This is a genomic window from Streptomyces sp. NPDC059787, from assembly GCF_042732315.1.
In the GTDB taxonomy this organism is placed as follows: Bacteria; Actinomycetota; Actinomycetes; order Streptomycetales; family Streptomycetaceae; genus Streptomyces; species Streptomyces atrovirens.
In genome coordinates, this window is record NZ_JBHWHX010000025.1 from 1 (window position 1) to 24,547 (window position 24,547).

The 24,547-nt window shown below is 72.1% G+C and carries 29 protein-coding genes; 18 read left to right on the forward strand and 11 right to left on the reverse strand.

The genetic code is table 11. The features are described from left to right. The first annotated feature begins 182 nt into the window (after positions 1 to 182). Genes ACFV5H_RS22935 through ACFV5H_RS22945 form a run of 3 tightly spaced genes read left to right on the forward strand, consistent with a single transcriptional unit; the run spans position 183 to position 3,246 of the window. Positions 183 to 1,052 (forward strand): ABC transporter ATP-binding protein, encoded by an 870-nt coding sequence (locus ACFV5H_RS22935; RefSeq protein ID WP_385050492.1) that lies wholly within the window; start codon positions 183 to 185, stop codon positions 1,050 to 1,052. Next, positions 1,049 to 2,572: an ABC transporter permease gene (locus ACFV5H_RS22940; protein ID WP_385050494.1), complete on the forward strand. Its 1,524-nt coding sequence runs from the start codon at positions 1,049 to 1,051 to the stop codon at positions 2,570 to 2,572. Before ACFV5H_RS22935 ends, ACFV5H_RS22940 begins: the two co-directional genes overlap by 4 nt. Next, positions 2,569 to 3,246 carry an ABC transporter gene (locus tag ACFV5H_RS22945; protein ID WP_385050496.1) on the forward strand — a complete coding sequence of 226 codons (678 nt, stop codon included), beginning with the start codon at positions 2,569 to 2,571 and terminating at the stop codon, positions 3,244 to 3,246. The genes ACFV5H_RS22940 and ACFV5H_RS22945 overlap by 4 nt, the downstream gene beginning before the upstream one ends. Here ACFV5H_RS22945 and mshD read toward each other — a convergent pair. Beyond that, entirely contained in the window at positions 3,206 to 4,132 is a 927-nt protein-coding gene (gene mshD, locus ACFV5H_RS22950) for a mycothiol synthase (RefSeq protein ID WP_385050498.1), read from the reverse strand. The genes ACFV5H_RS22945 and mshD overlap by 41 nt on opposite strands. Positions 4,133 to 4,280: 148 nt before the next feature. Between mshD and ACFV5H_RS22955 the strand changes: the two genes are divergently transcribed. Then, a complete protein-coding gene (locus ACFV5H_RS22955) occupies positions 4,281 to 6,101 on the forward strand; it encodes a bifunctional metallophosphatase/5'-nucleotidase (RefSeq protein WP_385050500.1) in 1,821 nt (606 codons plus the stop codon). Positions 6,102 to 6,245: 144 nt separating this feature from the next. After that, positions 6,246 to 7,235: an ornithine cyclodeaminase family protein gene (locus ACFV5H_RS22960; protein WP_385050502.1), complete on the forward strand. Its 990-nt coding sequence runs from the start codon at positions 6,246 to 6,248 to the stop codon at positions 7,233 to 7,235. 6 nt (positions 7,236 to 7,241) lie between these two features. Here ACFV5H_RS22960 and ACFV5H_RS22965 read toward each other — a convergent pair whose 3' ends face one another. Beyond that, positions 7,242 to 7,421 carry a DUF1737 domain-containing protein gene (locus ACFV5H_RS22965; protein ID WP_371243186.1) on the reverse strand — a complete coding sequence of 60 codons (180 nt, stop codon included), beginning with the start codon at positions 7,419 to 7,421 and terminating at the stop codon, positions 7,242 to 7,244. Positions 7,422 to 7,550: 129 nt separating this feature from the next. Here ACFV5H_RS22965 and ACFV5H_RS22970 point away from each other — a divergent pair, with 129 nt between their 5' ends. Beyond that, complete coding sequence (locus ACFV5H_RS22970; protein WP_385197044.1) at positions 7,551 to 7,781, forward strand: DUF397 domain-containing protein; 231 nt, start codon at positions 7,551 to 7,553, stop codon at positions 7,779 to 7,781. An 11-nt stretch (positions 7,782 to 7,792) separates the two neighbouring features. Beyond that, positions 7,793 to 7,942 carry a hypothetical protein gene (locus ACFV5H_RS22975; protein ID WP_385050506.1) on the forward strand — a complete coding sequence of 50 codons (150 nt, stop codon included), beginning with the start codon at positions 7,793 to 7,795 and terminating at the stop codon, positions 7,940 to 7,942. Between the two features lie 52 nt (positions 7,943 to 7,994). Here ACFV5H_RS22975 and ACFV5H_RS22980 read toward each other — a convergent pair whose 3' ends face one another. The 8 genes from ACFV5H_RS22980 to ACFV5H_RS23015 form a co-directional block, all read right to left on the reverse strand. Next, positions 7,995 to 8,387 carry a DNA-binding protein gene (locus ACFV5H_RS22980; RefSeq protein WP_385050507.1) on the reverse strand — a complete coding sequence of 131 codons (393 nt, stop codon included), beginning with the start codon at positions 8,385 to 8,387 and terminating at the stop codon, positions 7,995 to 7,997. Then, complete coding sequence (locus tag ACFV5H_RS22985) at positions 8,387 to 8,638, reverse strand: hypothetical protein (RefSeq protein WP_217128737.1); 252 nt, start codon at positions 8,636 to 8,638, stop codon at positions 8,387 to 8,389. The genes ACFV5H_RS22980 and ACFV5H_RS22985 overlap by 1 nt, the downstream gene beginning before the upstream one ends. A 79-nt stretch (positions 8,639 to 8,717) precedes the next feature. Then, positions 8,718 to 10,829 (reverse strand): pectinesterase family protein, encoded by a 2,112-nt coding sequence (locus ACFV5H_RS22990; RefSeq protein WP_385197046.1) that lies wholly within the window; start codon positions 10,827 to 10,829, stop codon positions 8,718 to 8,720. A 76-nt stretch (positions 10,830 to 10,905) separates the two neighbouring features. After that, on the reverse strand, positions 10,906 to 12,363 hold the full coding sequence (locus ACFV5H_RS22995) for a sensor histidine kinase (RefSeq protein WP_385050511.1): 1,458 nt from the start codon (positions 12,361 to 12,363) through the stop codon (positions 10,906 to 10,908). Next, positions 12,360 to 13,094, reverse strand: a complete 735-nt coding sequence (locus tag ACFV5H_RS23000) for a response regulator transcription factor (RefSeq protein WP_385050513.1) — start codon at positions 13,092 to 13,094, stop codon at positions 12,360 to 12,362. The genes ACFV5H_RS22995 and ACFV5H_RS23000 overlap by 4 nt, the downstream gene beginning before the upstream one ends. A 69-nt stretch (positions 13,095 to 13,163) precedes the next feature. After that, positions 13,164 to 14,255, reverse strand: coding sequence for a S1C family serine protease (locus ACFV5H_RS23005; RefSeq protein ID WP_385197049.1), 1,092 nt, complete (start codon positions 14,253 to 14,255; stop codon positions 13,164 to 13,166). A 135-nt stretch (positions 14,256 to 14,390) separates the two neighbouring features. Then, positions 14,391 to 15,413 carry a LacI family DNA-binding transcriptional regulator gene (locus ACFV5H_RS23010; RefSeq protein WP_385050517.1) on the reverse strand — a complete coding sequence of 341 codons (1,023 nt, stop codon included), beginning with the start codon at positions 15,411 to 15,413 and terminating at the stop codon, positions 14,391 to 14,393. Positions 15,414 to 15,455: 42 nt separating this feature from the next. Continuing rightward, a complete protein-coding gene (locus ACFV5H_RS23015) occupies positions 15,456 to 16,214 on the reverse strand; it encodes a response regulator transcription factor (protein ID WP_385050519.1) in 759 nt (252 codons plus the stop codon). Between the two features lie 226 nt (positions 16,215 to 16,440). Between ACFV5H_RS23015 and ACFV5H_RS23020 the strand changes: the two genes are divergently transcribed. The 8 genes from ACFV5H_RS23020 to ACFV5H_RS23055 all read left to right on the forward strand — a co-directional run bounded on the left by ACFV5H_RS23020 (position 16,441) and on the right by ACFV5H_RS23055 (position 21,454). Continuing rightward, complete coding sequence (locus tag ACFV5H_RS23020) at positions 16,441 to 17,292, forward strand: alpha/beta hydrolase (protein WP_385197052.1); 852 nt, start codon at positions 16,441 to 16,443, stop codon at positions 17,290 to 17,292. 39 nt (positions 17,293 to 17,331) lie between these two features. Next, positions 17,332 to 17,586 carry a MoaD/ThiS family protein gene (locus ACFV5H_RS23025; protein WP_385050524.1) on the forward strand — a complete coding sequence of 85 codons (255 nt, stop codon included), beginning with the start codon at positions 17,332 to 17,334 and terminating at the stop codon, positions 17,584 to 17,586. 3 nt (positions 17,587 to 17,589) lie between these two features. Beyond that, positions 17,590 to 18,621, forward strand: coding sequence for a hypothetical protein (locus ACFV5H_RS23030; RefSeq protein WP_385197054.1), 1,032 nt, complete (start codon positions 17,590 to 17,592; stop codon positions 18,619 to 18,621). 137 nt (positions 18,622 to 18,758) lie between these two features. Next, complete coding sequence (locus tag ACFV5H_RS23035; protein ID WP_385050528.1) at positions 18,759 to 19,502, forward strand: DUF2993 domain-containing protein; 744 nt, start codon at positions 18,759 to 18,761, stop codon at positions 19,500 to 19,502. 196 nt (positions 19,503 to 19,698) lie between these two features. Next, positions 19,699 to 19,806, forward strand: a complete 108-nt coding sequence (locus ACFV5H_RS23040; protein WP_352380029.1) for a putative leader peptide — start codon at positions 19,699 to 19,701, stop codon at positions 19,804 to 19,806. A gap of 124 nt (positions 19,807 to 19,930) precedes the next feature. Next, positions 19,931 to 20,776: a sulfurtransferase gene (locus ACFV5H_RS23045; protein ID WP_385050530.1), complete on the forward strand. Its 846-nt coding sequence runs from the start codon at positions 19,931 to 19,933 to the stop codon at positions 20,774 to 20,776. Positions 20,777 to 20,818: 42 nt separating this feature from the next. After that, complete coding sequence (locus ACFV5H_RS23050) at positions 20,819 to 21,106, forward strand: DUF1416 domain-containing protein (RefSeq protein WP_004986406.1); 288 nt, start codon at positions 20,819 to 20,821, stop codon at positions 21,104 to 21,106. An 87-nt stretch (positions 21,107 to 21,193) separates the two neighbouring features. Further along, a complete protein-coding gene (locus tag ACFV5H_RS23055; protein ID WP_385197056.1) occupies positions 21,194 to 21,454 on the forward strand; it encodes a DUF3099 domain-containing protein in 261 nt (86 codons plus the stop codon). 10 nt (positions 21,455 to 21,464) lie between these two features. On the opposite strand, the gene ACFV5H_RS23060 is transcribed toward ACFV5H_RS23055, so the two are convergent. Further along, a complete protein-coding gene (locus ACFV5H_RS23060; protein ID WP_385050533.1) occupies positions 21,465 to 21,827 on the reverse strand; it encodes a DsrE family protein in 363 nt (120 codons plus the stop codon). A 278-nt stretch (positions 21,828 to 22,105) separates the two neighbouring features. Here ACFV5H_RS23060 and ACFV5H_RS23065 point away from each other — a divergent pair, with 278 nt between their 5' ends. The 3 genes from ACFV5H_RS23065 to ACFV5H_RS23075 are packed head-to-tail and all read left to right on the forward strand — an operon-like array spanning position 22,106 to position 24,506. Beyond that, on the forward strand, positions 22,106 to 22,822 hold the full coding sequence (locus tag ACFV5H_RS23065) for a hypothetical protein (protein WP_385050535.1): 717 nt from the start codon (positions 22,106 to 22,108) through the stop codon (positions 22,820 to 22,822). Continuing rightward, positions 22,819 to 23,646, forward strand: coding sequence for a hypothetical protein (locus tag ACFV5H_RS23070; protein WP_385050537.1), 828 nt, complete (start codon positions 22,819 to 22,821; stop codon positions 23,644 to 23,646). The genes ACFV5H_RS23065 and ACFV5H_RS23070 overlap by 4 nt, the downstream gene beginning before the upstream one ends. Then, positions 23,643 to 24,506, forward strand: coding sequence for a hypothetical protein (locus ACFV5H_RS23075; RefSeq protein WP_385197058.1), 864 nt, complete (start codon positions 23,643 to 23,645; stop codon positions 24,504 to 24,506). The genes ACFV5H_RS23070 and ACFV5H_RS23075 overlap by 4 nt, the downstream gene beginning before the upstream one ends. Positions 24,507 to 24,547 lie beyond the last annotated feature (41 nt).

Consider the following 24,547-nt stretch of genomic DNA (forward strand, 5'->3'; position numbering starts at 1 on the left):
CGCCCCCGCGGGGGGGGGTGGGGGGGGGGGGGGGGGCCCCCCCCCCCCCCCGCCGGGCGCCCCCCCGGGCCCACGGGGGGCCCCGGGTCCCCCCCCCCCCCGGGGCCCGCCCCGACAGGGTGCCGGGGTGGTCGGCCGCCTTCGACTCCGTCCACCTGTCCACACCTGTACGGGAGTTCCGTATGACCCCCACCGTCTCCGCCTCCGGGCTGAGCCTCCGTTACGGCGGTGTCCGCGCCCTCGACGACGTGTCGCTGCGGCTGTCCGCCGGTGTCACCGGGCTGCTCGGGCCCAACGGCGCGGGCAAGACCACGCTGCTGCGGGTGCTCGCCACCGCCGTACCGGCCGACCGGGGCTCCTTCACGGTGCTCGGTCACGACCCGGGCACCTCGCGCGGCCGGCAGGAGGTCCGGCGCAGCCTCGGCTATCTGCCGCAGACGCCCGGCTTCCACCCCGACTTCACCGCCTTCGAGTTCGTCGACTACGTGGCGATCCTCAAGGAGCTCACCGACCGCGCCGCCCGCCACCGCGAGGTGCGCAGGGTGCTCGACGAGGCCGGCCTCGGCGACGTACGCGGCAAGCGGATCCGCAAGCTGTCCGGCGGTATGCGGCAGCGGGTGGCGCTGGCGGCGGCGCTCGTCGGCGATCCCGCGTTCCTCGTCCTCGACGAGCCCACCGTCGGACTCGACCCGGAACAGCGGATGCGATTCCGGGAGTTGATCGCGCGGGCCGGTGAGGGCCGCACGGTGCTGCTGTCCACGCACCAGACCGAGGACGTGGCGATGCTCTGCCACCGGGTCGTCGTCCTGGCCGACGGCACCGTCCGCTTCGACGGCACCCCCGCCGAGCTGACCGCGCGGGCCGCCGGCCGGGTGTGGAGCAGCACCGAACGCGACCCGGGCGCGAAGGCCGGCTGGCGCACCGGGCTCGGCACCTTCCGCAACGTGGGCGACCCGCCCGCCGGCGCGGACCTCCTCGAACCCACCCTGGAGGACGGCTACCTGCTCACCCTCGACGGCCTCGACGGCACGGACACGGAGGTGGCCGCATGACCACCCTCACCACCGGGACCCCGGCCGCCACGGTCACGGCAGCCGATCCCCGCGCCTCCTGGGCGGCCGTCCTCACCCTGGCCCGCTTCGAGACGCGCCGGCTCCTGCTGCGGGTGCCGGTCCTCATCGCCTTCTCGGTGTACCTCGGCGTGACGGTGTGGAAGACCCGCACCTCCTGGGACGGCTTCCCCGCGCTGCAGGACGCCGACCGCGCCACCCAGAACGCGCCCCTGCTCGTCGGCCTCGCGGTGCTGCTCTGCGTCAACCAGGCCGTGCTGCGCTCCCGGCGGTACGACACCGACCGGCACCTCGACGTGCTGGTGGTCCAGCCGTGGCGCCGTACGGCCGCGCATCTGCTGTCCGTCGCGGCCGTCGCGCTGCTCACCGGGGTGTGCGTGGCCGGCCAGTTCACCTGGGAGGCGCTCAAGCCCGGCGCGGTCGGACACGGTTCGCCGGGCGAGCTGCTGGCCGGGCCGCTGTCCGTCCTGGTGCTCGGTGCCCTCGGGGTGCTGCTGGGCCGGCTGCTGGCCGCCCCCTTCGCGGCCCCGCTGCTGCTCGTCGTCCTCCTGGTCTTCTCCCTGCTGATCACCGACGCCGGTGGCGAGGACTGGACGCGGTGGCTGTCGCTGACGGTCGGCGAGAACACCTCCAACACGCTGCCGTCCGAACTGCTGGGCCGCCCCGCCGCCTGGCACGCCCTCTACCTCACGGGTCTCGCGCTGAGCGCGGCCCTGCTCGCGGTGCTGGTCTCCGGGGGCGCGCGGCTGCGGACCGTGCGGGCGGGCGTCGCCGGGGCGGTGGCGCTGACCCTGGTGGGCGCGGTGGCCCAGTCCCAGGGCGTGTCGCCGGAGACGACGGAGGCGCGTACGCGGTACTCCGTCGCCCCGGAGAAGGAGCAGCGGTGCGCCGAGCGGGACGCCACGACGTACTGCGCCTTCCCGGAGTGGGGAGCGCGCACCGACGACTGGGCGGAGGTCCTGGAGAGCGTGCGCTCCCTCGCGGGCGGTACCGCGCAGGACCGGCCGCTCGTCGTACGGCAGCGCGTCGAGGCGCGGTACGGCCTGGACGGCGACGCGGCGATCGACCCGGCCACCCGCGTCGGCGAGGTCACCGTCGGCACGGCCTGGGGCGGCAACCGGGTTCCGGAGTTCGCCGTCGCCGTGGCCGGTGTGCTGGTCACGGGCACCGAGGCGAAGGCGGGCGGGATGTGCGACGGCCGGATGGTCGCCGTGATGTGGCTGGCGCTCGCCGACCGGCCCGACCCGATGTCGGACCTGCGGCGGGTGCGCCTGGACGACAGCGACATGGGCTCCGCGGTCGTCCTCTCGCAGACGAACCCGCTGTCCATGACCGCCGCGCAGACGGAGGTGGTGCGCGAGCTGCTGCGACGTCCGAAGGACGGGACCGCCGCGAAGGTGAAGGCGCACTGGGCCGAGCTGACGGCCCCGGAGGTGACGACGGACCGGGTCGCGCGACTGCTGGGCCTGGACGAACCGGAGGCGAAGGACGAGTGCCTGTGAGGACCGTTGACACGGCTCTGCTGCGGCCGACCGTACGGACCATGCCCTGGAGGGCGATCGGAGCGGCCGGGGCCCTGGGCCTGCTGCTCGCCGCCGTGCCGAGGCTGACGGGCGAGGGGGCGGACGGCCGGCTGGCGCTGAACGTGCTGCGGGCGTCCGCCGTGGCCTTCGCGCTGGGAGCGGCCTTCGTGCTGGACGACCCGGCCCGGCACACCACCGCCGCCGTCCCCATCCGGCGGGCCGTCCGCCACGGACTGCGCGTCCTCCTCGTGGCCCCGGTCGCCGCCGTGTGGTGGACCGCCGCGCTGCTCCTGGTGCCCGCACCCGTACGCCCCCCGGTCGCCGCGATCACCCTGGAGGCGGCGACGGCCCTCGCCCTCGCCCTGGCCGGGTCGGCGTTCGCGATCCGCCGCGGGGACGGCGCCCGGCCGGGTCAGGCGGTCGCCGCGTTCCTGCTCGTCGGGTCGGTCCTGGGCCCGCTGCTGACCCCCGGGAGCTGGGCGCTGTTCACGACCCCGGACGACACGAGGTGGGCGGCGGGCCACGACCGCTGGGCGGTACTGCTGTGCGCGGCGCTGCTGGTGGGCGCGGTGTGCGCGACGGAACCGAGGCGCCGCGTCACCCTCCGCGGGCTCAGGTCTCCGTCCGGTACATCAGGTCCGTCTCGTGCGTGACGAAGCCCAGCCGCTCGTAGACGGAGACCGCCGCCTTGTTGTCGGCGTCGACGTAGAGCATGGCCGTCGGCAGGCCCCGGGCCGCCAGGTGCCGCAGCCCGATCGTGGTCAGTGACCTGCCGAGGCCGCCGCCCTGGGCGTCGGGGTTCACCCCGAGGACGTACACCTCACCGAGGCGCTCCGCCGCGTGCACCTTGGTCCAGTGGAAGCCGACGAGCCGGCCGTCCTTCTCCGCCAGGAAGAACCCCTCGGGGTCGAACCACGCCTCGGCCTTGCGGTCGTCGAGGTCGCGCTGGGTGAGGGCGCCCTGCTCGGGGTGGTGGGCGAACGCGGCGGCGTTCACCGCGAGCCAGGCGGCGTCGTCCCGGCCCGGCACGAAGGTCCGTACGGTCACGCCTTCCGGCAGCACCGGGTCGGGCAGGTCGAAGCCGGCCAACGGCCGCCGCATCTGCCGCAGTTCCCGGAACAGCGTCAGCCCGAGGACCTGCGCGAGGTGCCGGGCGGCGGAGTGACCGCCGTGCGCCCACACCCGCAGCCGCTTCCCGGAGGCGGCGAGCAGCGCCGAACCGAGCGCCCGCCCGTGCCCGTGGCCCCGGTACGAGGGGTGCACGACCAGTTCGGCGGCGGGCGGTTCCACCGGATCGGTGTCCTCCAGCTGGGCGTATCCGACGAGTTCGTCGTCGACGGAGAGCAGCAGGTGCGAGACCCCGTCCCGCTCCCCGCCGCGCAGCTGCAACCGCCCCTGCTCGGACACCGCCTGCTGTCCGTCGGTCCGGGCGGCCTCGGCGAGCAGGGCGAGCACCGTCCCGGTCTGCCCGGGGCCGAGCGCGGCATACGTTTGGAGCGAGCGGGGGCGGCCGGGCCGTGCGAAGTCGTCGCTGGTCATGCGTACGAGGTTAAAGGGAGGCGGGCGCAAAACGGACGGCAACGGTGTCGGCGAAAGTTAAACCAGGCCGTAACCTTGAACACCCTGTCGCGCTACGCGCGTTGACTCTAGGCTGCGCCGGTACCCACTCGTACCCTCAGGGGGGCGCATGCCAGCCACATCCCCGGCGCACCACCAGCGCCGCAGACGCCGTACGAACCGTCTCCTCGCGACCGCCGCCGGTGTGCTCACCGCCGGCGCGCTGGCCGCGGCCGCCCTGCCCGGGTCGGCGACGGCGGGCGAGAACCACGGGGACAAGGACAAGTCCCACCCCGGCCGCTACCAGGACGTGCAGCTGCTGTCCTTCAACGACCTGCACGGCAACCTGGAGCCGCCGTCCGGCTCCTCGGGCCGGGTCACCGAACTCCAGCCCGACGGCACGACGAAGACCGTCGACGCGGGCGGTGTGGAGTACCTCGCCACCCACCTGCGCGAGGCGCGCAAGGGCAACCGCTACTCCGTCACCGCCGCCGGCGGCGACATGGTCGGCGCGTCCCCGCTCATCTCGGGCCTCTTCCACGACGAGCCCACCATCGAGGCGCTGAACAAGCTCGACCTGGACGTGACGAGCGTCGGCAACCACGAGTTCGACGAGGGCGCGGCCGAACTGGCCCGCCTCCAGAACGGCGGCTGCCACCCGGACGAGGGCTGCTACACCGACAAGGGGTTCAAGGGCGCCGACTTCCCGTACCTGGCGGCGAACGTCCTGGACGAGAAGACGAAGAAGCCCCTCCTCAAGCCGTACTGGGTGTGGAAGAAGCAGGGCGTCAAGGTCGGCTTCATCGGCGTGACCCTGGAGGGCACCCCGGACATCGTCTCGGCGGAGGGCGTGAAGGGCCTCGCCTTCAAGGACGAGGTCGAGACGATCAACAAGTACGCCAAGGAGCTCCAGCGCCAGGGCGTGAAGTCGATCGTCGCGCTCATCCACGAGGGCGGCTTCCCGGCCTCGTCCTCCTACAACTACGACTGCGACTCCCCGGGTGCCGGCGACGGCATCTCCGGCCCGATCGCGGACATCGCGAAGAACATCACGCCCCAGGTGGACGCGCTGGTCACCGGCCACACCCACAACGCGTACGTGTGCACGATCCCCGACCCGGCGGGCAAGCCCCGCACGGTCACCTCGGCCGCGTCCTTCGGCCGCCTCTACACGGACACCACGCTGACCTACGACCGCGCGACGGGTGACATCGCCCGTACGGCCGTGAAGTCCGCGAACCACGTGGTCAGCCGGGACGTCCCCAAGGCGCCCGACATGACCCGCCTGATCGACGAGTGGAACACCCTCGCCGCCCCCATCGGCAACCGCGCGATCGGCTACATCTCCGGTGACATCGTGAAGGACGGCACCGAGTCCCCGCTCGGTGACCTGATCGCCGACGCGCAGCTGGAGTACGGCCGGACGCTGGACGCGGAGACCGACCTGGCGCTGATGAACCCCGGCGGCATCCGCGCGTCGCTCACCTACGCGGCCGGCGGTGCGGAGGGCGACGGTGTGGTGACCTTCGCCGAGGGCTTCACCGTCCAGCCGTTCGCCAACACGGTCAACCTCCAGGACTTCACGGGCGCGCAGGTCATCCAGGCCCTGAAGGAGCAGGTCAGCGGCGCGAACGAGGCGGCCCCGAAGATCCTCCAGATCTCCTCCGGCCTGACCTACACCCTGGACCTGACGAAGACGGGCGCGGACCGCGTCGTCACGGACTCGATCCGGCTGGGCGGCTCGCCCATCGACCCGTCCGCCACCTACCGCGTCGCGACGAACAGCTTCCTCGCGGGCGGCGGCGACGGCTTCCCGACCCTGGGCCAGGGCACGAACGACCTGGTCGGCGAGGACGACCTGGCGGCCCTGGAGCAGTACCTGACGGCCAACTCGACGGCGACCTCCCCGCTCGCCCCGCCGAAGGCTGACCGCATCACGATCGTGCGGTAAGCACTGACGGGGCCGGTACGAGCGCGTTCACCGCCTCGTACCGGCCCCGACGCATCCGACCGCTCTCGGCGGCGCGTCCTGCGGGGGACGACAGGCGCGGCGGGTCACGCTTCGACGGACGGCCGTCGACAGGAGGTGAGCCACATGCTGGTGCTCGGACGTGCTCAGGTGGAGGAACTGCTCGACCTGGACGCGTTGATCGACGCGCTGGCCGAGGCGATGGCCGATCTCAGCGCCGGACGCGCCTCCGCGCCCGGCCGCATCGCCGCACTCGTCCCCGAGCGCGAGGGCTTCCTGGCCGCCATGCCCGGCTACGTGCCCTCGGCCGGGGTGCTCGCGAGCAAGCTGGTCTCCCTCTTCCCGCACAACGCGGGCACCCGGCTGCCGACCCACCAGGCGCTGATCGTGACGTACGACCCCGGCACGGGCGAGCCCCTCGCGCTGCTGGACGGTACGGCGATCACCGCGGCCCGCACCGGCGCCTGCTCGGCGCTGTCCGCGCGGCTGCTCGCGCGGGCGGACGCGTCGGTGCTGGCCGTCCTGGGGACCGGTGTGCAGGCCCGTGCCCACGCCCGCGCGATGTGCAGGGTGCGCCCGATCGGGCAGATCCGCGTCGCCGGCCGGAACCCGGCGAAGGTGGCCGCCCTGGTCGGCGAGCTGTCGGCCGAACTGGACACCGAGGTGCGGGCGGCGGCCGACTACGCCGAGGCGCTCGACGGCGCGGACATCGTCGCCGCCACGACCCACGCCGTGGAACCCGTCGTCCGCCGCGCCTGGATCACACCCGGAGCGCACATCACGTCGGTGGGCTACAACCCGGCCGGCCGCGAGATCGACGACGCCACCGTGGCCGAGGCCCTGGTGTGCGTCGAATCGCGGGAGGCCGCGCTGGCCCCGTTCCCGACCGGCAGCAACGACCTGCTGACGCCGATCCGCGACGGTGTCATCACACCGGACCACGTCCACGCCGAACTGGGGGAGCTGGTCGCGGGCAGCAGACCGGGCCGGGAGTCGGACGACCGGATCACCCTGTACAAATCGGTCGGCGTGGCGGTGCAGGACGCCGCCGCCGCGGCTCTGGTCCTTGCCGCGGCGCGCGAGAAAGGGGTAGGCGGGGAGATCACTCTGCGGTAGGGCCGCCTACCCGGGCCACACGACCGCCTGCGCGACGATCACCCGCTCACCGTCGAAGGTCACCGACGGCCCTTCGTGCAGCAGGTATCCCCTCTCCAGCGCCTCGCTCACCCGGTGGCAGAAGGCCGAGTCGTCGGGACCGGTCAGTACGCGGTAGACGGGCAGCCCGTCCGGTGGTGTCGACATGCGCCCACCGTGCCACACGGCTCACTCGAGCGGGCAGGGGATGCGCGCTCCCCGGCCGGCCGCGATGCGCAGTGTCTCCTCCAGCGAGTCGAGGGCGTTCATCGAGGGCCTTCCGAAGGAGTGCGCACCATGAACAGGGTCCCCGGCCTGGCCGACGCGGTGTGGCGCGAGTCGTCCTGCAGCGACGGGGGCGCATCGAACTGCGTCGAGGTGGCCGACGGCCACGTCGGCCTCGTCCCCGTGCGGGACAGCAAGGTCCCGCACGGTCCCGTGATCGTCTTCGGCTCGGCCTCGTGGGCGTCCTTCGTCACGGAGCTCGGCAGCCGCCGACGGCAGTCCTGGCCCGGGGTTTCGACGTAGCCTCACGGGCTGTGAAGATCGCGCGGTTGATACGGGGCGGCTCGCGGGAAGCGGCCACCTTGAAGCAGCTCCATCTGTTGCTGCGGGAAGGCAGGTTCGAGGAGGCCGAGGCCGTCGCCCGGGGGAACCCGCCGCCGGCCGAAGAGGCCACGCGCGGCTGATCGTTCGCCGTGCGGAAGCGGAGGGCGCCGCCTTGACGGGGAGGCGACCGGGTCACACCTTGAGCACCTCTACGGCGGGGCCGCAGAGGAGCATCAGGTCCTCGGGGTCGGACGTGAGGACGGTGACCGGCTGGGGTGCCGTGCGGGCGATGGCGGCCAGGGCGGCGTCGATGGCGTACTTGTGGCCGTGGAGGTGGTGGGTGCGCAGGAGGGCCGCGGCGTGGTCCGTGACCGCCTTGGTGACGTCGTGTACGTCCACGCGCGAGAGGACCCATGTGATGCGGGCGGGGTGAATGCGCTCGTAGTCGGCCTCGAGTGCCGTCATGGCGCTGGTGGCCACGCGGACGCCCTCTTCCGAGGCGGCCTGTACGAAGGCCACGACGGCACGGTCCTTCTTGTAGAGCTTCGAGAGCCCTTCGCTGTCGAGCAGGAGGGTGCCGGGCATCAGGCGGCGGTCCTGCCGGACTGCCGGTGGTCGTGGCGCAGCAGTGCGCGGGCGGCCTCGACCTCCTCACGGGTGAGCTCGTCGTCACCGGTCTCGAAGTCGGCGACGATCTCGCGAAGCTTGTCCATGGCGACCCGGTGCTCGAGGGCTTCGGCCACGTAAGCGGAGAACCCGCCAGGGCCGACGTGGGCGCGCACAGCCTCGGCGAGGTCCTCGGGCAGGCTGATCGAGTATTTCTTACTACCGCTCATGCGGTGAATCCTACCAGTGGTGGTAAGAATGGGTGGCCCCACGCCGAGGACGGCGTGGGGCCTGTTGCAGGAGGCGGGTTCAGGACGCCGTGGGCGTCCAGCCCGCCAGCCAGTCGGCGACCTCCTGGTCGGCCGCCTGGGCGTCCGTCAGGTGCGGGCGGTTGCTGCTCGCCGAACCCGCGCCGGAGCCCGTGTTCTTGTACTCGGCGAAGCGGTCGTCCTTCCAGGAGAAGCCGCTCATGTCGGTCCAGGGCGTGGTGCGGACCGCGGCGCTGAGGTTGGTGTTGCGGACCGTGGTCTGCGGGTCCAGGGAGGCGTCGCCGCCGGCGTGCCAGGGGCGGCCGAGGTAGAAGGTGCGGTCGGAGACGCTGCCGTTCACCGTCGAGTTGGCGATGAGGAAGCCCTTGCGGTTCGCGGCCGTGCTCGGGGCCGTGACGTAGCCGGCGGAGGAGCCGTCCCAGCGCTTCTTCAGGGTGATGACCGAGCGGTCGACCACCGCGGTCGCCCGGCCGAAGATGAAGTCGACGTTCCCGACGACGTAGGAGTTGGTGACGTAGACCCGGCCCAGCTTGTCCTTGGCGGCCGTGTCGAGCAGGAGGGTGTCCTGGTCGCCCTCGACGATCACGCCGTCGAGGAAGACCTTGTCGGCCGCCGTGCGCAGGGCGACCGCCTGGTGGCCGGAGAGGGACTGGTTGGCGCCCTCGTCGAAGTCGTTGGAGACGGTCAGGTTGCGGGCCTGGAAGTCGTCGGCCTCGACGGCGACCGTGGCGCTGCCCGAGGTGCCGTACGTGCCCGATCCGTCCGGCTTCTGCGTGCCCGACGCGTTGTTGTAGACGATCACCGTGTCCTTGCGGCTGCCGCCGGTGCCCTGGAAGGTGACGTGCGGCTTGTTCGACGGGACCTTGACCGTCTCGCGGTACGTGCCCGGCTTGATGGAGATGACGACACGGGAGGCGTTGTTCGCGGGGACCGCGTTCACCGCGGCCTGGACCGTCCTGTACTGGCCGCTGCCGTCCTTGGCGACGGTGAGGGTGGTGGCCGCCGCGGCCTTCGTCGAGACCTCCGCCGACGCCGACGCCGACGCCGACGCCGACGCCGACGCCGACGCCGACGCCGACGCCGTCGTGCCGATGGTCGAGCGCGGGCCCGTGCCCGACTTGAGCAGGGCCGGCACGTCCGCCGCCTTGTCGAGCGTGTAGGAGTAGTACGCCTTCGGGTCGAACGCCGTACCGCCGCTCTCGTTGCGGCCCGACGTGCCCGAGAAGACGTTGCCGCGCTGGACGATCGTCGCCGTCGTGTCCTTGATGACCGGGTTCTTCATGCCCTGGAAGTAGCTGTTCTCCAGGACCATCCGGGTGCCGCCGCGCGAGTAGTTGCCGTACGAGGAGTTGATGCTCGTGTTCGCGACGTCCTCGAGGAAGTTGTTGTAGAGGTGCGCGTGGGCGGCGTTGTCCGTGGAGGGGTTGCGCTGTTCGGTCTCGCGGATCCAGTTGTGGTGGATCGTGATGTCGGTCAGCACGTTCTCGGTCCAGCCGATGCCGAACGTCTTGTTGTTCTGGCTCAGCCTGTTCCAGGAGACCGTCACGTACGTGCTGTCCTTGCGGACGTCGATCAGGCCGTCCGCCATGTTCCGCAGGTCGTTGTGGTCGATCCAGACGTGGTGGGCGCCGTCCATCTGGACCGCGTCGAAGTCGTGCTCCTTGTCGTTCCAGATGCCCTGGTAGGCGTCCCGGATCGTCAGGTTGCGGATGATCACGTTGTGGACGCCCTGGCCGAGGAAGAAGCCGCCGCCGACGATGTGCCCGGACGTGCCGGAGCCCACGATCGTCTTGTCGGAGGCGACCTTGATCTCCTTGCCGACCGGGTTCATCGTGATCGTCCCGGCCACGACGATGACGTACGGCTCGGCGGCCGTGGCGTACTTCTCCAGGTCCGCCTGCGTCCGGACGGTGACGGTCTGTCCGTCCCGGCCGCCGTACGTGCCGTTCTGGCCGAGCGCGTTGACGGAGGCGAAGCCGTCGGCGGCGGCGGTGGCCCAGGCGGGGGCGGCCGTCGTCGCGGCGGACGCCTGCTGGGGGACGAAGTCGGTGCCGTACGCCAGGACTCCGGCGGTGGTCAGGGCCAGCGGGAGGCCGACGGCCAGGAACTTCCCGGACCTGCGGTGCCGGGCCCTGCTGCGGTGCTCGCTCATGCGGCGATCCGTTCCGTGTGGGGGAGGGGACGACGATCGGTCGCCGCCCGGCACGGAAAGGTTGCCGCCGTCTTCGCTAAGGAACCTCCGGCGGTGGGGTCGGGGCGCCCGGCAGGCGGACCGTGGCCGTGGTGCCGCCGCCGTCCGCGCGGGTCAGGGACACCTCGCCGCCCGCCTGCTGCACCGTGCGGGCCACGATGGACAGGCCGAGGCCGGAGCCCGGGAGGGCGCGGGCGCTCGGGGAGCGCCAGAACCGGTCGAAGACGTGCGGGAGTTCGTCGGCGGGGATGCCGGGGCCGTGGTCGCGGACGGTGAGGACGCCGTCGGTCAGGCGCACGTCGACCGTGCCGCCCTCGGGGCTGAACTTCACCGCGTTGTCCAGGATGTTGACCATCGCCCGCTCCAGCGCGGACGGCTCCGCCCGTACGTACCAGGGGTGGACGTCCGCCGTGATGGTCAGCTCCGGGCCGCGCAGCCGGGCGCGGCGCAGGGCCGACTCGACGACGTCCTGCCAGGCGACGATCTGCGCACGGCCCGCGTGCTGGCCGGTGTCCGGGCGGGACAGCTCCTGAAGGTCGCCGATGAGCGCGGCCAGTTCCGTCATCTGCGCTTTCACGGAGGCGAGCAGGGCCTTGCGGTCGTCCTCCGGGATCGGACGGCCCGTCTCCTCGCTGCGGGTGAGGAGTTCGATGTTGGTGCGGAGCGAGGTGAGCGGGGTGCGCAGCTCGTGGCCGGCGTCCGCGATGAGCTGCTGCTGGAGGTCGCGGGAGCTGGCGAGGGCGGACGTCATGGAGTTGAAGGAGCGGGAGAGCCGGGCGATCTCGTCCTCCGAGTCGTCCGCCACGGGGATGCGGACGGTGAGGTCCTCGGTGCGGGCGACGTGTTCGACGGCCTCGGTGAGCTTGTCCACGGGACGCAGGGCGGTCCGGGCCACCGCGAGGCCGGCGGCCGAGGCGCCGAGCACGCCGACACCGGAGACCAGGAGCAGCAGCAGCGCCAGTTCGTTGAGCGTGGACCGGGTGTTGTCCAGCGGCAGGGCGACGACGAAGGCGTAGTCCTGGACCACGCCCCGGTCCACCGGACCGGTCTTGATGGTGACGGCCGTCGTCAGGACGCGGATCCGCTCGCCGTCGCTGTCGGTGCCGTCGCGGAAGACGCCCTTGCCCGGGTCCGGGTTCTCGGCCACCTTCTTGTCACCGCCGGTGACGTCGACCGCGGCCGCGGAGTTCGGGAACAGGCACACGCTGCCGTCCGAGCGCACCAGCTGAGCGTACTGCGTGCTGCGCGGGCCGATGGTGTCGGTGTCGGCCGGCTCCTGGACACAGTTGTCGGTGAGCTGCCTGAATTCCTCCGGCCGGAGCTCGATGACCGACGACTTCAGATCGTCGTCGACCTCGTCGTACAGCTTGCCCCGCACGATGAACCAGCACGTCACCGACACCGCCGCCACCGCGAACGCCACCGCCGCCGCCACCAGCAGCGACAGCCGGGCCCGGATGGGCAGGGCGCGGACGCGGCGGACCAGCCCGCTCACTCCGCGCCGCCCTGCCGCAGCACGTACCCCACCCCCCGCACCGTGTGCACCAGGCGCGGCTCGCCGCCCGCCTCGGTCTTGCGGCGCAGGTACATGACGTACACGTCGAGCGAGTTGGACGAGGGCTCGAAGTCGAAGCCCCAGACCGCCTTCAGGATCTGCTCACGGGTGAGCACCTGGCGCGGGTGCGCCATGAACATCTCGAGCAGGGTGAACTCCGTACGGGTCAGCTCCACCCGCCGGATGCCGCGGGTGACCTCGCGGGTCGCCAGGTCCATGCGCAGGTCGGCGAAGGAGAGGACGTCGTCCGACTCGGCGGAGGCGGCCACCGCCGCCGCGTACGAGCTGCGGCGCAGCAGCGCGCGGATACGGGCGAACAGCTCGTCCAGCTCGAACGGCTTGACCAGGTAGTCGTCCGCCCCCGCGTCCAGGCCGGTCACCCGGTCGCCGACGGTGTCCCGGGCGGTCAGCATCAGGATGGGAGTGGTGTCGCCGGTGGCGCGGATGCGGCGGGCGGCGGTCAGACCGTCCATCCGGGGCATCTGGATGTCCAGGACGAGCAGGTCGGGCCGGTACACCGCCGCCTTCTCCAGGGCGTCCGCGCCGTCGACGGCGACCTCGGTGCCGTACCCCTCGAAGGCCAGGCTGCGCCGGAGCGCTTCGCGCACCGCCGGCTCGTCGTCGACGATCAGGATGCGCTGGGGATCACGGTCGCCTTCTGCGGGGCTCATGGGCTAGGGGTTCCTCACGGCTCTCTACGGTTTCAGGCCTTCAGCCTCGCACGGCCGCCGGGCGGCGCGTCAGTTCGTCGAGCCGGAGCGCAGCGCCGACAGGTCCGACTTGACCGTGTTGACCGGGATGGCGAAGCCCAGGCCCACGCTGCCCGCGTCGGACGAGGACGATCCGCTGCCGCTCGCCGAGTACATCGCGGAGTTGATGCCGATGATGTTGCCGTTCATGTCGATCAGCGCGCCGCCGGAGTTGCCCGGGTTCAGGGACGCGTCGGTCTGGATCGCCTTGTACGTGGTCGTGGAGCTCCCCGTGTCGCCGTTGAACTCCTGGCCGCCGTACTCGAACGGCCAGCCGCCGCCCTGCCGCTGTTGCTGCTGGCCCTCGCTCTCGTCCGTCGAGACCGTCACGTCACGGTCGAGGGCGGAGACGATGCCACTGGTCACCGTGCCGGTGAGGCCCTCGGGGGAGCCGATCGCCACGACCTGGTCACCGACCTGGACGCCGCCGGAGTCGCCGAGGGTGGCCGCCTGCAGCCCGGAGGCGTCCTGGAGCTTGATCAGGGCGAGGTCCTTGCTGCTGTCGGTGCCGACGGTCTCCGCCGTGTACGTCTTGCCGTCGCTGGTCCGCACCTCGATCGACGAGGCCCCGGACACGACGTGGTTGTTGGTGATGATCTCGCCGTCGGACGTGATGATCACACCGGAGCCGGTGGAGGAGCCGGCGTTCGAGGACGCGTTGATCTCGACGATGCTCGGGCTGACCGCCTCCGCGACGCCGGACACCGTGCCCTTCTGGCTCGACGGTACGACGTTGGTGCTGGTCGAGCCGGCGGCCACCGTGTCGTTGCCGGTCAGCTCCTGCACGCCGTAGGCGGTGCCGCCGCCCACGGCCGCCGCGACGATCGCCACGGCGGCGAGCAGGGCCGCCGGACCCCGGGCACGCTTCCTCTTCGCGGGCTGCGGGGCGGGCCCCTGCGTGAACGCCGAGGAGGGCTGCGGGGCGGGCTCCTGCGTGAACGCCGAGGAGGGCTGCGGGGCGGGCTCCTGCGTGAACTCCTGCACGGGCTGCTGGGGCGGCGCGTACGCCGGCGGGGGCGGCCACTCGGGGTTCACCGGGGCGGGGCTTCCGTACTCGCCGCTGGGGCGGAGGCTCTCGGTCATGGCACAGAGCCTCGCGCCCGACCATGAGAGCGAGCTGAGTGTGTGCTGAGAAGCCCGGCAGAACCTCGTATGCCCGATATAAAGGCCGACGGGGCCGCGGTGGGGGCCGGCGGGGCCCCGGCCGACGGGGCCCCCTTACTTGCAGCCGCAGGAGTGGCGTACCACCAGCCGGGACGGGTACACCTTCAGCCGCTCGCGGCGCGAGCCCGCCACCCGTACGCCGTCGTCCAGGACGAGGTCGACCGCCGAGCGGGCCATCGCCGAACGGTCGGAGGCGACCGTGGTCAGCGGCGGGTCCGCGAGCGCCGCCTCCTTGATGTCGTCGAACCCGGCGACCGCCAGCTCCCCCGGCACGTCGATGCGCAGCTCCCGCGCGGCGCGCAGGATGCCGATCGCCTGGTCGTCGGTGGAGCAGAAGACCGCCGGCGGACGGTCCGGTCCGGAGAGGATCTCCAGGCCGACCCGGTAGGCGTCGTAGCGGTTGTACGGGGCCTCGAAGAGGCGGCCCTCGGTCGGTATCCCGGCCTCCTCCATCGCGCGCCGCCAGCCCTCGACGTGGTCGGAGACCGGGTCGCCGACGGCGGGGGTCTCCGCGGTGCCGCCGACGCAGGCCACGTACTCGTTGCCGTGTTCCAGCAGGTGGCGCACGGCGAGCTGGGCGCCGCCGAGGTCGTCGGTGACGACGGCGACGTCGTCGATCGCCTCCGGGCGCTCGTGCAGCAGCACGACCCGGGCGTCCCACGCCTCGATCTCCGCGGCGGCCTGGTCGTTGAGCGCGTGGCTGACCAGGATCAGGCCGGAGACCCGCATCCCGAGGAAGGCCCGCAGGTAGTGGACCTCGCGCTCGGCGATGTAGTCCGTGTTGCCGACCAGGACCATCTTCCCGCGCTCGGAGGCGGCCTGCTCGACCGCGTGCGCCATCTCGCCGAAGAACGGCTGACGGGCGTCCGGGATGATCAGGCCTATGAGGTCCGTGCGCCGCGAGGCCATCGCCTGGGCGACCCGGTCCGGCCGGTACCCCAGCTCCTTGATCGCGGCGAGGACGCGCTCGCGCGTGGCCGGGGCGACCGGCCGGGGTCCGTTGTTGATGACATAGCTGACGACGGCGGTGGACGTCCCCGCCAGCCGCGCCACATCATCCCTGGTTACCTTGGCCACGCGCGGAGTCTACGCGGATATACCCGGTACGGGCAGGGCGTATCACACCTTGGATTCCGCCGCTTCCGCGGTGTCCGTCCTCTCCTTGGTGTCCTCCGCGGCGCGGGCCGGCTTCTCCGTCTTCTCGGGCTTCTCGGGAGTGACGAACCGGTAGCCGACGTTGCGTACGGTGCCGATCAGCGATTCGTGCTCGGGGCCGAGTTTGGCGCGCAGGCGCCGTACGTGGACGTCGACCGTGCGGGTGCCGCCGAAGTAGTCGTAGCCCCAGACCTCCTGGAGCAGCTGGGCGCGGGTGAAGACCCGGCCGGGGTGCTGCGCGAGGTATTTGAGCAGTTCGAATTCCTTGAAGGTCAGGTCGAGGACCCTGCCCTTGAGTTTCGCGGAGTACGTCGCCTCGTCGACCGACAGGTCGCCGTTGCGGATCTCCATCGGGGAGTCGTCGTTGACGATCTGCTGGCGGCCCATGGCGAGGCGCAGGCGCGCCTCCACCTCGGCCGGGCCCGCGGTGTCCAGGAGGACGTCGTCGATGCCCCAGTCCGCGGTGACGGCGGCCAGGCCGCCCTCGGTCACGACCAGGACGAGGGGGCAGCCGGGTCCGGTGGAGCGCAGCAGCTGGCACAGGCTGCGGACCTGCGGGAGGTCGCGCCGGCCGTCGACCAGGATCACGTCGGCGCCGGGGGTGTCGACGAGGGCGGGGCCCTCCGCGGGCGCCACCCGCACGTTGTGCAGCAGCAGGCCGAGAGCGGGGAGCACCTCCGTCGACGGCTGGAGCGCGTTGGTCAGGAGCAGCAGAGAGCTCATCGCACCCCACCGGCCCGGGTCGTCATCGTCGTTCGCTCGTGCACGGTTCGCTCGCCCATAACGTCTGGTTCCTCCTCGGTCCCTGCGAGGACGTTTACGGCATTGCTGCGTGCGTTCGACGGCCCGTACACCGGCGGTTTCCCGCGTTCGTATACAACGCTTCCGAAAGCACAAAAGGACCCGGGGGCTTCACTGCCCGAGTCCTCTTCGCAGCAGAATAGCCGACATGAGCACCGGTCCGGCAGGTCATGTGGCGCGATCCACCGATCGATCCATCATTCGTCCATATTCCGAGACGGCTGACGTAACGCGGGGCGGTAAGCCTTTGCGGACGTTCCTGCGCACTGCGGACGGGGTGGCGATCGATTCCGTATACGAACCCGGGACCGGGGCCGATTCTTCCGGTGATCTCGTGTTCGTGGTCGCGCACGGGTTCACCGGGGACGCGGACCGGCCGCACGTGCGGCGGGCGGCGCGGGCCTTCGCGCGGTACGGCGGTGTCGTGACGTTCTCCTTCCGGGGGCACGGGGCGTCCGGCGGGCGGTCGACCGTGGGGGACCGGGAGGTGCTCGACCTCGCGGCGGTGGTGGGGTGGGCGCGTGAGCTGGGGTACGCGCGGGTGGCCACCGTCGGGTTCTCCATGGGCGGCTCGGTGGTGCTGCGGCACGCCGCGGTCGGCCGGGACACCCGGGTCGACGCCGTCGTCTCCGTGAGCGCGCCCGCACGGTGGTTCTACCGGGGGACCGCCCCCATGCGGCGGCTGCACTGGCTGGTGACCCGGCCGTCCGGGCGGCTCGTTGGGCGGTACGGGCTGCGGACGCGGATCCACCACCGACAGTGGGACCCGGTGCCGCTGTCACCCGTCGAGGCGGTGCCGCGGATCGCGCCCACGCCGCTGCTGATCGTGCACGGGGACCGGGACGGGTACTTCCCACTCGATCACCCGCGGATGCTGGCGGCCGCCGCGGGCGGGCACGGGGAGCTGTGGGTCGAGGCCGGCATGGGGCACGCGGAGAACGCGGCGCCTCAGGCGCTGCTGGAGCGGATCGGGGACTGGGTGGCGGACCGGGCGGGCTAGCCTGACGGTGTTCGTCGTCGACCGATTGAGGATCAGCAGATGGCAAAGGTCACGGTGCGGTACTGGGCCGCAGCCAAGGCCGCGGCCGGGGTGGCCGAGGAGGCGTACGAGGCGGCCACGCTCGCCGAGGCGCTCGACGCGGTGCGCGGGCGGCACCCCGGCGAACTCGCGCGCGTGCTGCTGCGGTGCTCGTTCCTCGTCGACGGTGGTCCCGTGGGGAAGCGCGCGCATGAGACGGTACGGCTGGCCGACGGCGGCACGGTCGAGGTGCTTCCGCCGTTCGCAGGAGGGTGAGCGATGACGAACCAGCCGTACGGGGCGTACGACCCGTCGTACCAGGATCCGCAGCAGGCCGCTGCTCAGGGCGCGTGGCCCGGGCAGCAGGCGTACGGGGATCCGTACGCGGACCAGCAGTACACGCAGCAGTGGCAGGGGCAGACGTGGGAGACGCAGATGCAGCCGCCGGTGGCGGCGGCTCCGGTGGCTCCGGTGGCTCCGGACCCGGAGCCGGCTCCGGTGGTTCCGGCTCCGGCTCCGGTGTCTCCTGAGGCCGGGCCCGAGTACGGGCCGGCCACGCTGGCCGGGAACTCGCGTGTCACCGACGCGCAGCGGGCGCGGGCCGAGGGGCGGTCGCCGATCATCGAGCCCGGGATGCAGCCGGCGGCGCTCACCGCGCTGCTGGGGCTGCTGCTGGCGGGCGGGGCGGCGCTGGGGACGTACGCGCTGCTGGTGCCGTTGGTGGTGCTGCAGGGGCTCACGGCGGCGGGCTGGTTCCGGCTGAACGGGATGTGGCCGGCACGGCAGGGCATCGCGCTGGGGTTCCTCGGCGCGCTGGCCGCGGACGCGGCGCTGCTGGTGTCCGACCGGTCGCCGGCGGCGATCCTGGGGACGCTGGGGGTGTGGGTGCTGCTGTCGCTGGTGCTGCAACTGCGGTCGCACGCGGATCCCGACGAGCGGATGTACGGCCTGATGGCGACGGTCGTGGCGGCGGCGCTGGCGATCGCGGCGGGCGGGTACCTGGCGGCGGACGCGTCCGCGGTGACCGTGGGTGCGGTGGCCGTGGCGGCGGGGGTGGTGGCACGGGCGCTGCCGTTGCCGACGCCGGTGTCCGTGGTGGTCGCGCTGCTGGCGGCGGCGGGGGCGGGGTTCGCCGTCGACGGTTCGGCGGGGGCGGTGCTCGGTGCGGGCGCGGCGGTCTGCGCGCTGATCGGCCACCGGGCGGCCTCCTACGACTACCCGTCCCGCTTCGTCCACTTCACGGCGGGCGTGGCCCTGCCGCTGGCCGCGGCGGCCCCCGCGGTCCACGCCCTGGCCCGCGTACTCACCTGACGGCTGCCGGGCGGGCCCCCTGTCACAAGTGATCCACAATCCCCCGGCCCCCACCCTCCTCGGCATTACCCTCACGCAGGGACGGCCGCCCGGTCGTCGACGGACGTCGTCGTCAAACGCCAGGTGGGGGCCACCGCATGCGCGCACTGCGAATACTGCTCATCGTCATCGTGATACTCGGCGGGATCTTCGTCGTCGTCGACCGCGTGGCCGTCAACTTCGCCGAGGGCGAGGCGGCGGACCGCCTGAAGGCGACCGAGAACCTGGCGAACACCCCCGACGTGTCGATCAACGGCTTCCCCTTCCTCACCCAGCTCGCCGACGGCACCCTCGACGAGGTGGAAGTGGGCATCCGGGACTACGAGGCCGGTACCGGCGACGGCGCCAAGCGGATCCGCATCGCCGACCTGCGCGCGGACATGCACGGCGTCGACTTCTCCACCGACTTCAGCTCCGCCGTCGCCGACAGCGCCACCGGCACGGCCACCATCGCCTACGACGAGCTGCTGAAGACGGCCGGCAGGTCCGAGCCCGGCCGGGTGGCCCCCGGCGTCACCGCCAGGGTCGTCGGCCTGTCCGACGGCGGCAACGGGAAGATCAAGGTCGCGCTGGAAGCCACCGTGCTGGGCGCCGAGCTGCCCGAGCCGGTCTCCGTACTCAGCTCCGTGACGGTCGTGGACGGTGACACCGTGCGCGTGAAGGCCGACTCGGTGCCGGCGCTCGGCGGGGTCGAGATCGTCGAGTCCAGCGTGCGGCAGGTCACCGACTTCGAGCAGAGGATCGACGGACTGCCCGGCGGCATCCGGCTGGACAAGGTCGAGGCGGCGGAGAACGGCGTGGACATCACGGTGAAGGGTTCCGACGTCCGTCTGGTCGGGTAGGGAGTGGTTTGACGGGGGTGTTGTCCGACAGGCGAGACGGGGGTGTCCGCAGGGCAGATGTGAGGAAGGGGAGCGGGGGGACCGCGGAGCGCGGAGGGTCGCTTCCGCGATGCGTCATCCCGTATTGCGGACGATCGTGTCTCACCATGTGACACGTCGGTGACACGCCCGCCTGTCCCTCCTTACGATCGGACTCATGCAGGATCAGACGAGCGTCCTCCGGTCGGGGGGACAGGCGGATCTCACGAAGCGGCGGGCAGTGGACCTGTGCCGTGTCGCCGCCATGCTCTGTCGTTCTTTCTGAGCGGACGTCGACGTCCGCGTTCCCGCCCCGCCCCCGCTGAGGGCATCCGTGCGCCGGCCCCGTGAGGCCGCGCGCACCCTCTCACCCGCACGCCCCGCCGCAACTGCCCCGGAGGAGAACAAGCATGAGCCGCAGCGACGTCCTGGTCGACGCCGACTGGGTCCAGGAGCACCTGGACGACCCGACCATCGCCATCGTCGAGGTGGACGAGGACACGTCCGCCTACGAGAAGAACCACATCAAGAACGCCATCCGGATCGACTGGACCAAGGACCTGCAGGACCCGGTCCGCCGTGACTTCGTCGACCAGGCCGGCTTCGAGAAGCTCCTGTCGGACAAGGGCATCGGCAACGACCACACGGTCGTCCTCTACGGCGGCAACAACAACTGGTTCGCCTCGTACGCCTACTGGTACTTCAAGCTGTACGGCCACGAGAACGTCAAGCTCCTCGACGGCGGCCGCAAGAAGTGGGAGCTCGACGCCCGCGAGCTGGTCCCCGGCGACGAGGTGCCGGAGCGCCCGAAGACCGACTACAAGGCCAAGCCGCAGGACGCGTCCATCCGCGCCTTCCGCGACGACGTCGTGGCCGCCATCGGCAACCAGAACATCGTCGACGTGCGCTCGCCCGACGAGTTCTCCGGCAAGCTGCTCGCCCCGGCCCACCTGCCGCAGGAGCAGTCGCAGCGCCCCGGCCACGTACCGAGCTCCCGCAACATCCCGTGGTCGAAGAACGCCAACGACGACGGCACCTTCAAGTCCGACGACGAGCTCAAGGCGCTCTACGAGGACGAGCAGGTCGACCTGTCCAAGGACACCATCGCCCTGTGCCGCATCGGTGAGCGTTCCGCGCTGACCTGGTTCGTGCTGCACGAGCTGCTCGGCGTGGAGAACGTCAAGAACTACGACGGCTCCTGGACCGAGTACGGCTCCCTCGTCGGCGTGCCGATCGAGCTCGGCTCCGGCAAGTAGTCCCTCCCGACCGACCGTTCCAGACCCCTTCAGGAGTAAGACATGTGCGGTGCGAAGGCCGGCGGCCCGGACGCCTCGACGATCAAGCCCGGTGAGACCACCATCCAGGGTCAGGTGACCCGCGACGGAGAGCCGGTGACGGGCTACGTCCGTCTGCTGGACTCGACCGGCGAGTTCACCGCGGAGGTCCCGACCTCCGCCACCGGACAGTTCCGCTTCTACGCGGCGGAGGGCACCTGGACCGTCCGCGCGCTGGTGCCCGGCGGCACCGCCGACCGCACGGTCGTCGCCCAGCAGGGCGGTCTGGCCGAGGTCGCGATCGCGGTCTGAGGACACGGGAACGGCCAAGGGGCCGTACCCCGCGGGTTGGACGCCCGGGGTGCGGCCCTTCGGCGTGCCCGGACCTACGCTGGTCTCATGTACGCGCGCAGGCGGCACGTCTACTTCGCCATGATGGGCACCTGTATCGGGCTGTTCGTCCTGGCCTGGGGCGTGGTGCGGCTGTGGTCGGTGCCGGCGGCCGTGGGCATGTGTCTCGTGGCCATGGTCATCCCGCCGGTCGCGGCGATGATCGCCAACCGGCGGGGGCCGGAGGACCGATGGTGGGACGATCCGTCCGGCGACCCGAAGTCCGACGAGTGGTGGGACGAGCTGGACGGCAGGAAGCGGCCCCGGTAGGGCGGGCCGCTCAGTAGACGAGCGCCTGCGTCCCGTCCGCCATCGCCTCCTGTACGAAGACCTGCGCGCCGGCGATCCGTACGCCCTCGACGACGTCCTTCTCGGTGATGTCGCGGCGGGCCGCGCACTGGGTGCACAGGGTGACCCGGCCGGTGGCCAGGATCGTGTCCAGCAGGTCGGGCAGCGGGGCGGCGTGCGGCAGCTCGAACTCGGCCGCACGGCCCGGCAGGGAGAACCACGCGGACTCGCCGGTGAGCCACAGGGAGACCTCGACACCGCTGGCCGCGGCCACCGCCGCCACCGTGAACGCCTGCGAGCAGCGCTCGGGTGCGTCGGTTCCCGCGGTCACTTTGATCACAAGCTTCTTCGCCATGACCGAATCGTAATCATGATCGCTACAACTTCGGCCGGCACCTGTGGGTCTCCTGTGCGCGCGTGGACGGAATACGCGCTTCACCTTTTGTGGGGGACGTCTTGGAACAACCCGAAGAAGCAGCCGACGCCCCGGATGCACCGAGATCCGAGGATGTACCGGAGGCCGTCCCGGCTCCGGAAACACCGGTGGGCGAGGTCCCGGAAACACCGGTGGGCGAGACTCCGGAAACGCCGGAGGTCCCGGCCCCGGAATCTCCGGAGGTCCCGGCTCCGGGCGTGCCCCGGAAACGCCGGCGGGGGCGGACGGCCGTGCTGATCGCCGCCGCGGCCGTGCTCGGCGTGGTCGCCGGCACCTGCACCGGCTACCTCGTCCAGGCCGACCGTGAGCCCACCAGGCTGCCGCCGCTGTCGCAGCCGGTGCTCGCGCAGTCGAAGGGCGAGGCGCCCGAGCCGCTGTCGGCCGACCGGGACCGCCGCGTGAGGACCGACGGCGACCTGCGCGAGCTGCTGCTGAAGAAGCCGCGCGGCACGCGGGAGCCCGACTGGCCGATGGGCGAGGACGGCTGGATGGACCTCGCCGAGTACGCCGGTTACTACGAGGAGTCCGGCTCGATGTTCGGACAGCTGGCCATGGACGGGTTCCGCCGGGCGGCCGTCGTCGGCTGGCTCGACGACGACGACTACAGCGTGGAGATCCGGCTGGTCCAGTTCCGCCAGGAGGAGGAGCCGGCGGCCGCCGGCCACGTCGAGAACAGCCAGTACTGGGCGTCCGATGCGGAGGACACGGACAGCTGGGCCCTCCCCGGCACCGGGAAGGGCAGGGTGTACGTCCACGACGACCCCTACGCCGAACCCGGCTACGAGCCCCTGTACGGCGCGGAGGCGCACGCCTGGCGCGGCGACGTCTCCATGGAGATCTGGGTGAACGGAACCAAGCCCGTCCCCAAGAAAATGATCATGGATCTGGCCGAGCGGCAGATGGAGCGGCTGTGAACGAGACACAGAGCCCGGCACCCGTCCCGCCCGTTCCGCTCGTCCCCGGTGACACCCCCGCCGCGGCCCCCGTGAAGCGGCCGGTCCGGTGGGGCCGTGTCGCGTCCGTCGTCGGCTCCGTGCTGCTGGCCGGGGCCGTGGTCACGGGCGTCGGGTACACCGTCGTGACCGTGGACGGCGCCGACCGTGACGCCGCCGCGCCCGAGTGGAAGTTCCCGGAGGAGGCGGCGGCCGAGGGCAAGAAGGCCGAGCCGGAAGGGCTGGCCGGGACGCTCGTGCCGTACGGGTACGACCACTGGTTCCAGGGGCCCGACTTCGGCGAGTTCGGCTCGGACACGCAGCTCAGCGGCGGCCGGGCCACGGCGCTGCAGAAGGAGTCGCTGAGCGATCTGCCGCGCTCCCAGCGCAAGCGGCTGGAGAAGGAGATCGACAGCTGGCGCATCGAGGGCATGGCGATGCGCAGCTACACCAGCGGATCGAACAGCGTCTACAACGAGGACGAGGTCCACACCGTGGGCATCGTGCTCGCCCGGATGGAGAACAAGGCGGCCGTGCGGGACTTCGCGCGGTTCCAGACCGAGTTCCTCGACGCCCTCGACATCTTCCGCAAGGGGCCGGAGATCAAGGGCCACAAGGACGCCCAGTGCTTCCTGCCGCCGGCGGACGCGGAGACCGACCTCGACATGATGCAGTGCTCCGCCCGTGTCGGGAACGTCCTGGTCACCCTCACCGCGAACGGCGCGAAGCCGCTGGACACCAAGAGTGTCGCCGGCCTGTTCCGCGAGCAGCTCGACCGTATCGACGAACCGGGGAAGGCCGTATGACCGAGCAGCCGCAGACCCTCGTACCCGCCCCGCCCACGGAGCCACCGGCCGCACCGGCCGTATCGGAGGCGGTGGCCGATTCCGGGCCGCCGGTGCGCAAGGACCGCCGGGTGCTGCGTGCCGCCCTGCGCTGGACCGCCGCCGTCGTGGTCCTCGCCGTGGCCGGCGCGGGCACGGCGTACGGGATCACCCGGATGGAACGGACGGACGTACCCGGCCTGGCGACCGCGTCCGACGGGCGGTGGGACTACCCGGAGCTGACGAAGCCGCCGCTGCCCGCCGGCAGCCCCGGACCGCAGGCGGAGTCCAACCCGGCCGGCACCCACCACGCCGACCTGCGCGCCCTCCTGCTGCCCGCCCCGGCGGGCGCCGAGGAGAACAAGGCGCTGCGCGGCGAGGACGGCTGGCTGGCGACGGACGACTTCCTCGAGGAGTACGCGGAGGAGGACGACCGGGACACCTTCCGGCAGGAGCTCGTCGACGCCGGGCTGCGGCACATCGCGGCCCGCGGCTGGACGACCGAGGACGGCACCCGGACGAGGATCTACCTGCTGCGGTTCGACACCGCGGCCGTGGTGGAGGGCTCCTTCTTCAAGCCCCACTTCTCGTACACCTCGGCCTACTCGGTGAAGGGTGCGGAGAGCGTCGACAACGACGAGTCGTTCCCGGTGAAGTCGGAGGTCGCGGGGGTCCAGCGCTCGGCCCAGGTCGAGACCGAGCCGTACGGGGAGGAACAGGACCGCCAGGCCTACCTCGCCGCCGGTGACGTCCTCGCCGTCGTGCTGCAGTCCCGGAAGGGCACCGCGCCCGCCGTGCCGTTCCGGCAGACGGTCGTGCTGCAGAGCCAGCTGCTGGGCTGAGGCACGGCAGGCACCACCTCGCACGACAAGGGCCGGACCCG

Excerpts from the sequence above, each read along its gene's own strand:
- ACFV5H_RS22935 (WP_385050492.1), top strand. The coding sequence starts at position 183 with ATGACCCCCACCGTCTCCGCCTCCGGGCTGAGCCTCCGTTACGGCGGT.
- ACFV5H_RS22940 (WP_385050494.1), top strand. The coding sequence starts at position 1,049 with ATGACCACCCTCACCACCGGGACCCCGGCCGCCACGGTCACGGCAGCC.
- mshD (WP_385050498.1), bottom strand. The coding sequence starts at position 4,132 with ATGACCAGCGACGACTTCGCACGGCCCGGCCGCCCCCGCTCGCTCCAA.
- ACFV5H_RS22955 (WP_385050500.1), top strand. The coding sequence starts at position 4,281 with ATGCCAGCCACATCCCCGGCGCACCACCAGCGCCGCAGACGCCGTACG.
- ACFV5H_RS22960 (WP_385050502.1), top strand. The coding sequence starts at position 6,246 with ATGCTGGTGCTCGGACGTGCTCAGGTGGAGGAACTGCTCGACCTGGAC.
- ACFV5H_RS22965 (WP_371243186.1), bottom strand. The coding sequence starts at position 7,421 with ATGTCGACACCACCGGACGGGCTGCCCGTCTACCGCGTACTGACCGGT.
- ACFV5H_RS22970 (WP_385197044.1), top strand. The coding sequence starts at position 7,551 with ATGAACAGGGTCCCCGGCCTGGCCGACGCGGTGTGGCGCGAGTCGTCC.
- ACFV5H_RS22980 (WP_385050507.1), bottom strand. The coding sequence starts at position 8,387 with ATGCCCGGCACCCTCCTGCTCGACAGCGAAGGGCTCTCGAAGCTCTAC.
- ACFV5H_RS22985 (WP_217128737.1), bottom strand. The coding sequence starts at position 8,638 with ATGAGCGGTAGTAAGAAATACTCGATCAGCCTGCCCGAGGACCTCGCC.
- ACFV5H_RS22990 (WP_385197046.1), bottom strand. The coding sequence starts at position 10,829 with ATGAGCGAGCACCGCAGCAGGGCCCGGCACCGCAGGTCCGGGAAGTTC.
- ACFV5H_RS23000 (WP_385050513.1), bottom strand. The coding sequence starts at position 13,094 with ATGAGCCCCGCAGAAGGCGACCGTGATCCCCAGCGCATCCTGATCGTC.
- ACFV5H_RS23005 (WP_385197049.1), bottom strand. The coding sequence starts at position 14,255 with ATGACCGAGAGCCTCCGCCCCAGCGGCGAGTACGGAAGCCCCGCCCCG.
- ACFV5H_RS23015 (WP_385050519.1), bottom strand. The coding sequence starts at position 16,214 with ATGAGCTCTCTGCTGCTCCTGACCAACGCGCTCCAGCCGTCGACGGAG.
- ACFV5H_RS23020 (WP_385197052.1), top strand. The coding sequence starts at position 16,441 with ATGAGCACCGGTCCGGCAGGTCATGTGGCGCGATCCACCGATCGATCC.
- ACFV5H_RS23025 (WP_385050524.1), top strand. The coding sequence starts at position 17,332 with ATGGCAAAGGTCACGGTGCGGTACTGGGCCGCAGCCAAGGCCGCGGCC.
- ACFV5H_RS23030 (WP_385197054.1), top strand. The coding sequence starts at position 17,590 with ATGACGAACCAGCCGTACGGGGCGTACGACCCGTCGTACCAGGATCCG.
- ACFV5H_RS23035 (WP_385050528.1), top strand. The coding sequence starts at position 18,759 with ATGCGCGCACTGCGAATACTGCTCATCGTCATCGTGATACTCGGCGGG.
- ACFV5H_RS23040 (WP_352380029.1), top strand. The coding sequence starts at position 19,699 with ATGCAGGATCAGACGAGCGTCCTCCGGTCGGGGGGACAGGCGGATCTC.
- ACFV5H_RS23045 (WP_385050530.1), top strand. The coding sequence starts at position 19,931 with ATGAGCCGCAGCGACGTCCTGGTCGACGCCGACTGGGTCCAGGAGCAC.
- ACFV5H_RS23050 (WP_004986406.1), top strand. The coding sequence starts at position 20,819 with ATGTGCGGTGCGAAGGCCGGCGGCCCGGACGCCTCGACGATCAAGCCC.
- ACFV5H_RS23055 (WP_385197056.1), top strand. The coding sequence starts at position 21,194 with ATGTACGCGCGCAGGCGGCACGTCTACTTCGCCATGATGGGCACCTGT.
- ACFV5H_RS23060 (WP_385050533.1), bottom strand. The coding sequence starts at position 21,827 with ATGGCGAAGAAGCTTGTGATCAAAGTGACCGCGGGAACCGACGCACCC.
- ACFV5H_RS23075 (WP_385197058.1), top strand. The coding sequence starts at position 23,643 with ATGACCGAGCAGCCGCAGACCCTCGTACCCGCCCCGCCCACGGAGCCA.